This is a genomic window from Klebsiella sp. X1-16S-Nf21 (assembly GCF_002837615.1).
Classification (GTDB): domain Bacteria; phylum Pseudomonadota; class Gammaproteobacteria; order Enterobacterales; family Enterobacteriaceae; genus Klebsiella; species Klebsiella variicola.
Window position 1 is genome coordinate 26,328 of the sequence record NZ_PJDK01000060.1, and the last position, 7,636, is coordinate 33,963.

At 53.6% G+C, this 7,636-nt stretch carries 7 protein-coding genes and 2 tRNA genes; 6 read left to right on the top strand and 3 right to left on the bottom strand.

Annotation, left to right across the window (positions count from 1 at the left end; all coding sequences use genetic code 11):
• Window positions 1-78 precede the first annotated feature (78 nt).
• From CW267_RS22435 to CW267_RS22445, 3 genes are read left to right on the top strand one after another with little or no spacing between them, the layout of a single operon-like run.
• Window positions 79-1,164 (top strand): iron-containing alcohol dehydrogenase family protein, encoded by a 1,086-nt coding sequence (locus CW267_RS22435; RefSeq protein WP_100781495.1) that lies wholly within the window; start codon window positions 79-81, stop codon window positions 1,162-1,164.
• A gap of 4 nt (window positions 1,165-1,168) precedes the next feature.
• Window positions 1,169-2,500: an LLM class flavin-dependent oxidoreductase gene (locus CW267_RS22440; RefSeq protein WP_040968693.1), complete on the top strand. Its 1,332-nt coding sequence runs from the start codon at window positions 1,169-1,171 to the stop codon at window positions 2,498-2,500.
• A gap of 21 nt (window positions 2,501-2,521) precedes the next feature.
• The gene (locus tag CW267_RS22445) at window positions 2,522-3,733 is read left to right on the top strand and encodes an aminotransferase class I/II-fold pyridoxal phosphate-dependent enzyme (protein WP_012541202.1); all 1,212 of its coding nucleotides are present in this window, start codon (window positions 2,522-2,524) and stop codon (window positions 3,731-3,733) included.
• A 237-nt stretch (window positions 3,734-3,970) separates the two neighbouring features.
• Here the strand turns inward: CW267_RS22445 and CW267_RS22450 are convergent.
• Window positions 3,971-4,046 (bottom strand) — tRNA-Asn (locus tag CW267_RS22450).
• A gap of 100 nt (window positions 4,047-4,146) precedes the next feature.
• A complete protein-coding gene (mtfA, locus tag CW267_RS22455) occupies window positions 4,147-4,947 on the bottom strand; it encodes a DgsA anti-repressor MtfA (RefSeq protein ID WP_008804199.1) in 801 nt (266 codons plus the stop codon).
• A 90-nt stretch (window positions 4,948-5,037) separates the two neighbouring features.
• On the opposite strand from mtfA, the gene CW267_RS22460 reads away from it, so the two are divergent.
• Window positions 5,038-5,127 (top strand) — tRNA-Ser (locus CW267_RS22460).
• A 274-nt stretch (window positions 5,128-5,401) separates the two neighbouring features.
• Here the strand turns inward: CW267_RS22460 and ompC are convergent.
• On the bottom strand, window positions 5,402-6,547 hold the full coding sequence (gene ompC / locus CW267_RS22465; protein ID WP_012967656.1) for a porin OmpC: 1,146 nt from the start codon (window positions 6,545-6,547) through the stop codon (window positions 5,402-5,404).
• 538 nt (window positions 6,548-7,085) lie between these two features.
• Here ompC and drpB point away from each other — a divergent pair.
• Together drpB and CW267_RS22475 are read left to right on the top strand one after the other, a co-directional pair.
• Window positions 7,086-7,367 carry a cell division protein DrpB gene (drpB, locus tag CW267_RS22470; RefSeq protein WP_008804201.1) on the top strand — a complete coding sequence of 94 codons (282 nt, stop codon included), beginning with the start codon at window positions 7,086-7,088 and terminating at the stop codon, window positions 7,365-7,367.
• A gap of 42 nt (window positions 7,368-7,409) precedes the next feature.
• Window positions 7,410-7,636 (top strand): HD domain-containing protein (locus CW267_RS22475; RefSeq protein WP_133124753.1); only part of this gene is annotated, 227 nt, incomplete at its 3' end.

Here is a 7,636-nt window from a genome sequence, read left to right on the forward strand (position 1 = left end):
TGAATATATCCCATATCAAATTCCTGTTTAATTACGGGGAGTTTCTCTTTAACCAGACGACAAATACAGGGCATCGATGTGTTCGCCATAAAATCACCGCAGACCTATCATCATCAGCCCGGCCTGCTTTCACGCACCGGTGAGCTACTTGCCGTTCATTCCTCCGATGTCGCGATCATCACCAGCCCGAAAGCGTGGCGGGCGGTGAATCCGCAACTGGAAACCAGCCTGGAGGCAGCCGGTATTCGCTGGCAGGTCAATTTTCTCACCACGGAATGTACCGATGCGGCTATCGAAACCCATCTGAACAGCGTGCGGGAACAAAACGCCACGCTGGTACTGGGCATTGGCGGTGGGCGGGTGCTTGATTGTGCCAAAGCGGTGGCGAATCTGCTGTCCCACGTCGGGCTGGTGACCATACCGACCGTTGCCGCGACCTGTGCCGCCTGGTCGCCGGTCAGCATTATTTATAATGAGCTCGGCGGGCATGTGCGCAGCCAGCCGTTGTCGCGTATGCCGCTGATGCTGCTGGTCGACACGAATATGATTGCGCAAAACGATGTGCGTTATCTCAAAGCGGGCATCGTGGATGCGCTGGCGAAATGGTACGAATTCCGCCCGTATAAACAGAAAAGCGACGACAGTCTGGCGCTGAACCTGAAAGTTCAGGCAGCAAAACTGGCGGTGGACGTCTTTGAACAATACGGCGCTCAGGCGGTGCAGGACAACGCCCGCCATGAAGTCACACCGGCGCTGATGAAAGTTATCGACGCCAATATCGCGGTGGCAGGTATGGCTAACAGCATGCGCGATGAAACCCCTGCGCCGGGCGTGGCGCACGCGATCCATAACCGTTTCACCCATCAGCCGGAATTGCATGACTGGCTGCACGGCGAGAAAGTGGGTTTCGGGTTGCTGGTGCAGTCCCTGTTGGAAAGCGATGACGGCCAGCCCGAGGTGCAGTTGCTGTCGTTGTTACGTGAATATGACGCGCCACTGTCATTGCCGCCACTGAATGGTGACCGGGAGGCGATCATCGCGGCCATTGCCCGCGAAGTAAAATTCTCCGCCGAAAATGCCGCCCGTTTACCGTTTCCAATAGCAGCGGAAAATATCGAAAAAGCCCTGCGGAAAACCGAAACTGACTATTATTCACAGGGATAACGCCATGACCTCTGATTCATCTTCTGCAAAAAACACACGTCAATTGCGTCTTGGTCTGTTTGTACAGCCGCTCGGGCATCACGTCAGTGGCTGGCGCTTAACTGAAAACCTTGGTTCGCCGACCGACATCGACTGGCTGACGGGGATCGCCAAAAAAGCCGAAGAGGGCAAGTTCGATATGTTCTTCGTCGGCGATGCTCTGGCGACCAGCGTCTACCGGTTGCCGTCCACCATGGCGCGGCTTGAGCCGCTGACCTTGCTGTCGGCGCTGGCAGTGCAAACACGCTATATCGGGCTGGCCGCCACGGCTTCAACGACATTCAGCGATCCGTTTAATCTGGCACGCAGCTTTTCTTCTCTTGATCACATCAGCCACGGCCGCGCGGCGTGGAACGTAGTGACGTCGTTTTCCACTGACGTGGCGCGCAATTTCAGCCGCGACGATATGCCCACGCATGCCGAACGTTATGCCGTGGCGCATGAGTTTCTCGAGGCGACATTCAAACTGTGGGAAGGCTGGCAGGAGGGGGCGGTGCAGCCGGACAAGGCCAGCGGCCAGTATTTCGTGAACGAGAAAATCCAGCCGGTGAATCATCAGGGCAAGTATTTTCAGGTACAGGGTCCGCTGAATATCACTCGTTCGCCGCAGGGGCGTCCGGTCATTATTGAAGCCGGTTCTTCTGCTGACGGCCAGAAACTGGCGGCGGCCACGGCTGAAGTCGTGTTTACTGCGGCCGCCACGCTGGAAGAAGCGCAAACGTTTTACCGTGCGCAGAAACAGCAGGTGATAGAGGCTGGACGTAATCCAGATCACGTGCTGATTTTGCCAGGCGTAATGCCCATCGTGGGGCGCACGCTGGAAGAAGCGCATGAAACCTGGCGTGAACTGAATTCGCTGGTGGATATTGATAACGGCATCCGCCAGCTTTCCACCCGTTTTAATATGGATCTGAGTGCGTTTCCACTCGATGGACCGGTGCCGGATGTGCCTGCTGGTGAAGGTAATCAGAGCCGAGTGAAGCTGCTGACCGATCTGGCGTATCGCGAAAATCTGACCCTGCGTGAACTGGCCGCGATTGCTGCCGGTTCGCGTGGGCACCGGGTACTGGTCGGTACGGCGGACGTTATCGCCGATGATTTCCAGCACTGGCTTGAAGAAGGCGGGGCAGACGGTTTCAACATCATGCCGGCGGTGATGCCGGAACAGCTTTCGCTGTTTGTTGAGCTGGTGATCCCCGAATTGCGCCGTCGCGGGTTATTCCGTGAAGAATATGAATTCAGCACGCTGCGTGAAAACCTTGGTCTGCCTGAGCCTGACTTTAACCGCCCGTCTTAACTTTAGCGTTGGAACATTACGATGACGATTTCTTTGTCAGACCGCGTTCAGCGCGTGTCACTTTCCGCCAATGCAGCGGCGAAACAGCGCACCAATGACCTGAAAAAAGCTGGGGTGGATATTTTGGATCTCACCACCGGTGAGCCGGATTTTGATACGCCCGCTCACATTAAACAGGCGGCATACGAGGCGATTGCGGGTGGTGAAACCAAATACACGCCGACGCCGGGCATTCCAGCGCTGCGTGAGGCGGTGCGACAGAAATTGCAGCGGGAAAACCGGCTGCCATTCGCTGTTGCCGACATTATGATTGCCAACGGTGCCAAGCAGGTCATTTTCAATGCCTTTGCCGCTACGCTCAATGATGGCGACGAAGTGATTGTGCCGGTTCCGTACTGGCCGACATTTCCGGACAGCGTGCGTTTTAACGGTGGCACACCGGTTTTGGTTGAATGTCATCTGGAGCAGGGCTACAAACTGACGCCGGAACAGCTGGCCGCCAGTATTACGCCGCGCACCCGCTGGCTGGTGCTCAATCATCCAGGTAATCCGAGTGGCGCGGTATATTCCGCCGCGGAATTGCAGGCGCTGGCCGCCGTCCTGCGCGGACATCCGCAGGTGCTGGTCATGCTCGATGACTTATATGAGCACATTCTGTTTGATGGCTGTGAACACCAGAATCTGCTCAACGTGGCCGCTGATTTACAGGGGCGCAGTCTGCTGGTGGGCGGCGTATCCAAAACTTATGCGATGACCGGCTGGCGGATTGGTTTCGGTGCCGGGCCACAAGCGCTTATTGCCGCCATGACCGTGGTGCAGTCGCAAATCAGTTCCGGTGCCAGTTCGGTGAGTCAGGCGGCTGCGCTGGCAGCCTTTAACGGCGGGCTGGATTTTATTGCGCCACAGGTGGCGGCTTATCAGCAACGGCGCGATGTGATAACCGACATTCTGGCGAATATTGACGGGCTGGAGTTGCGGGTGCCGCAGGGCGGTTTCTTTGTCTTTTGCCGCTGCGCCGGATTAATCGGACGTTACCGGCCAGACGGGGCGAAAATCGAAAACGAAGCTGACGTGCTGGATTATCTGCTGGAAAGCGGTGTGTCCGGCGTTGGCGGCAGCGCATACGGCTTGTCGCCCTATTTTCGATTATCGATTGCCACAGACAGTGCCACGGTAGCTGAAGCCGGGCGGCGCATTGCATCGGCCTGCGCGAAACTCAGTCCCGCTGAGTAAACTTAAAAGGTTTTTCGGTAGGCTTGAAACTGCGGAGTTTGGTGTCGCAAAAGACATAGATCACCGTAAAATCGAACTGAAATGACCCAGAATATTGCCTGATGCGGAGGAAGGAATGAAAATGCATCAGGAAAATTTTTCACGCTAACTTGTTGAATCTACATCATATAAAGATTCGTGAAGAGGCATGGAAATTGAAAAGCAAAAAGCCTGCTCGAAAGCAGGCTTTTTTAAATTTGGCTCCTCTGACTGGACTCGAACCAGTGACATACGGATTAACAGTCCGCCGTTCTACCGACTGAACTACAGAGGAATCGTGTGAACGAGGCGCATACTACTGGCCTCGCATTTTTGTGTCAACACTAAAATTAACCTGCTGATTCAACTGGCTAAATTTAGCTCAAGGCGTTGTTTTAGTGAACAATGCGCCGATTGTCTTCATCCTGCAGGCCATTCTCACGTATCCGCTGCAGCGGATCCTGCTGGTAGAAGTGGCAAAAACGCTGCCACAGGGCGGGGAAGCGGGGCGCGAACAACTCGGGCGCGCTGAAAAAATATTCCGAGAGGACGGCAAAGCACTCCGCGGGGTCGGTGGCGGCATAGGCGTCAATGCTGGCGGCGCTTTCCCCCACCAAGTCTATCTCATCCTGAATATTGTTCATTGCCGCGTGGAGATCGTGCTCCCAGCCGGCAACCTCGCGTAATGGGATAAGCGGCACGCCGCTGGCCCGATCGCCATTCCTCGCATCCAGCTTATGCGCCACCTCGTGCACCACGAGGTTAAAGCCTGACGCATCAAAGGAGTCCTGAATATCCAGCCAGTTCAACACTACAGGCCCCTGCTGCCAGCTTTGTCCCGATTGCACCACCCGCTGGTTATGGACCAGACCAATATCATCTTCCCATTCATCATCCACGACGAACGGGGCTGGGTAGATCAGCACTTCATGGAAACCGTCCAGCCACTCTATTCCCAGCTCAAGCACTGGCAGACAAAAGAGCAGGGCAATGCGTGCCTGATGCAGCGGGGTGAGCTCCAGCCCCTGCAACGCCACCAGACGTTTTTGCTGTAAGAAACGGGCAGCCAACTGAGTAAGCTTGCGCTGCTCAGTGGGAGAAAGATGGGCTAAAACCGGAATGGCAAGCGCTTGCTCCCAGGGCATCTCTGCGTTGCCGGACTCATCATCTGCTTTCCAGGGCCATTTAAACATCATATTGCTCGCAAAGTCGTCACTTGAACACGATTACCGAAACGGGAGCTATTAAAATGCCAAAGATCCTGGCATTATAGCAACCACAACAGCGGAGAGATGCCGGAGCGGCTGAACGGACCGGTCTCGAAAACCGGAGTAGGGGCAACTCTACCGGGGGTTCAAATCCCCCTCTCTCCGCCACTTTTCTCTTAATGACCATTCCCCTTCAATCACACCGTTAGCTTCAGGTATAACGCCTGCGCTGGGGTATCGCCATCATCATCGTCCTGGTTTCAGCGTAGAGACGCGGTAGCGCGCTTTATCCTTTTAGGACCTTATCGCCGCTTTTTGCCCGAACGAGCTTAAACGCATCATAAAGAGGGAAGGTACGCCTGGAAAGCGGCAATGTCGAAAAGAGTGATCTCAACGGAGCGGGAATATAAAAAAGCCCGCTGAACGCGGGCTTTGACGGGGATCAGAACTGATAGACCAGGCCGAGGGCGACGATGTCATCGGTCGCGATACCGCTGTTTTTGTAGAAGCGGTCGTCTTCATCCAGCAGGTTGATTTTGTAATCCACATAGGTGGACATATTTTTGTTGAAGTAGTAGGTCATGCCCACGTCGACATACTTGACCAGATCCTTGTCGCCGTAGCGAGAATAGGTGTAGAGATCTTTACCCTTCGACTGCAGATAGGCGACAGACGGACGCAGCGGTAAATTAAAGTCGTCAAACTGATACTGCGCGACCACTTCGAAGTTCTGCGTTTTGTTGGCAATCCCACCAAAACTATCGTTGCCGTAGAAGGTCATGTTGCGGGTTTCAGCATACATGGCGGCCAGATAGATGTTGTTGGCGTCATATTTCGCGCCGACGGTCCAGGCGTCGGCTTTATCGCCATTGGCGTAGCGCTGGCTGCTACGAGCCTCTGCCAGCTGGTTATGGGTACGGTCAGAAGACGAATAGGCCGCACCGAAGCTGATGCCCATATCAAGATCGTAGTAGCTGGAGATACCGAAACCGTCGCCATTTTCCCGCGCCAGTTTACGTTTGCCGCCGTTATTAGTGCCTTCGCCAGAACCGGCGTTTTCATTATTACCCTGATACTGCAGGGCGAAATGCAGACCATCGACGAGGCCGAAGAAGTCGCTGTTACGGTAGGTTGCCACGCCGTTGGTACGGCCGGTCATGTAGACGTCGGTCTGGGTGTAGGTATCGCCGCCGAATTCCGGCAGCATATCGGTCCAGGATTCAATGTCGTACACTACGCCGTAGTTACGACCGTAATCCAGTGAGCCGTAGTCGGCAAACTTCAGACCAGCGAAGGCCAGACGGGTCCAGGAGTTTGCGCCTTCTTTTTCAGTGGTATTTGCCTGAATGTTGTATTCCCACTGACCGTAGCCGGTTAACTCGGAAGCGATCTGCGTTTCGCCTTTTATACCAAAGCGAGCATAGGTCTGATCGCCATCCTCTGAAGTGTCGTCAGAGAAGTAGTGCAGGCCGTCGACTTTTCCGTAAAGGTCCAGTTTGTTGCCGTTGTTGTTATAGATTTCCGCGGCATTAACGGCATTGGCCATTAATAATGCCGGTACCATGAGTGCCAGTACTTTTCTTTTCATTATATATTCCCTTTTAATAATAATTTCTATGAATTATGACAATCCCTCCGGAATGACTATCAGATACTAACGACTAAGTTCATTTTTATTTAAAATAAAAGATGTAAATAAATAATATAAAACATTTCAATTTATTTCAATTTGGTTCTTTATATTATTTGTGAATAATTTTTGGTGGAATATTATTTTATTATATAGCAATGGGATATGACTTGGTTTGATTAATTTTGTTAACTTAATGAAATGAGTTGTATGAATTAACATCAAGGCATCATTCATCACGAAAATTGCTTTTTGGCCGGCAAAAATAATCAATATATTATCAATACAACACGCGATCTCCCGCGCCGGAATAAACTTTTCGCATGGGGAGAAGAATAAATAAAACACTCCAGCGCCCGCTCACCGGCAGCATAAGTCGCAGGTTGACGCAGAAGATGGGGATGAAACTGCTGCCTGCTGCGCAGGTTGGCGGTATAATGTGATGCTTGTCACGTTTTGAGTGGCGGTAGTGTGTTGTGTCACGGAGAGGAATGAGATGGAAGAGCAGGCAAAACGCAGCCCCGGAGGGAAGCTCGCGTTATGGGCGTTGTATGCTTTTTGCGGATATTGTGTCTGGGTCATCGTGCGTTACTGGTGGGTGGTCGGAAAAATTCACAGCGTTCCCGGCGCCAGCGTGGAGGGCGATTTGGGAACCACGGCGGGAAAATGGCTTGGCGCGCTGTTGGGGATGTTAGTCCTTGCGGGCATTGGCGCGATCCTCGGGGCGGTTGTCTGGTATACCCGGCCGTCTCGCGGCGAGCGGGATCATCAGCGGTAAAGTTGCTATGCTCGAGGCTGACCTTCACATAAAGGAAAGCCTATGAACCTGGTTGACTGGCAGCAACGATATGAGCACTGGATACTGACGCACCACGCGCAGGATGATGCCGCACACGATCTGTCCCATTTTCGTCGCGTCTGGGCCACGGCTACCCTGTTGGCCGCCGGGGAGGAGGTCGACCGACTGGTACTCCTCACGGCCTGCTATTTTCATGACATCGTCAGCTTGCCGAAGAATCATCCGGAGCGAAGCCGTTCCTCGATGAT

Excerpts from the sequence above, each read along its gene's own strand:
- CW267_RS22440 (WP_040968693.1), top strand. The coding sequence starts at position 1,169 with ATGACCTCTGATTCATCTTCTGCAAAAAACACACGTCAATTGCGTCTT.
- CW267_RS22445 (WP_012541202.1), top strand. The coding sequence starts at position 2,522 with ATGACGATTTCTTTGTCAGACCGCGTTCAGCGCGTGTCACTTTCCGCC.
- mtfA (WP_008804199.1), bottom strand. The coding sequence starts at position 4,947 with ATGATGTTTAAATGGCCCTGGAAAGCAGATGATGAGTCCGGCAACGCA.
- ompC (WP_012967656.1), bottom strand. The coding sequence starts at position 6,547 with ATGAAAAGAAAAGTACTGGCACTCATGGTACCGGCATTATTAATGGCC.
- drpB (WP_008804201.1), top strand. The coding sequence starts at position 7,086 with ATGGAAGAGCAGGCAAAACGCAGCCCCGGAGGGAAGCTCGCGTTATGG.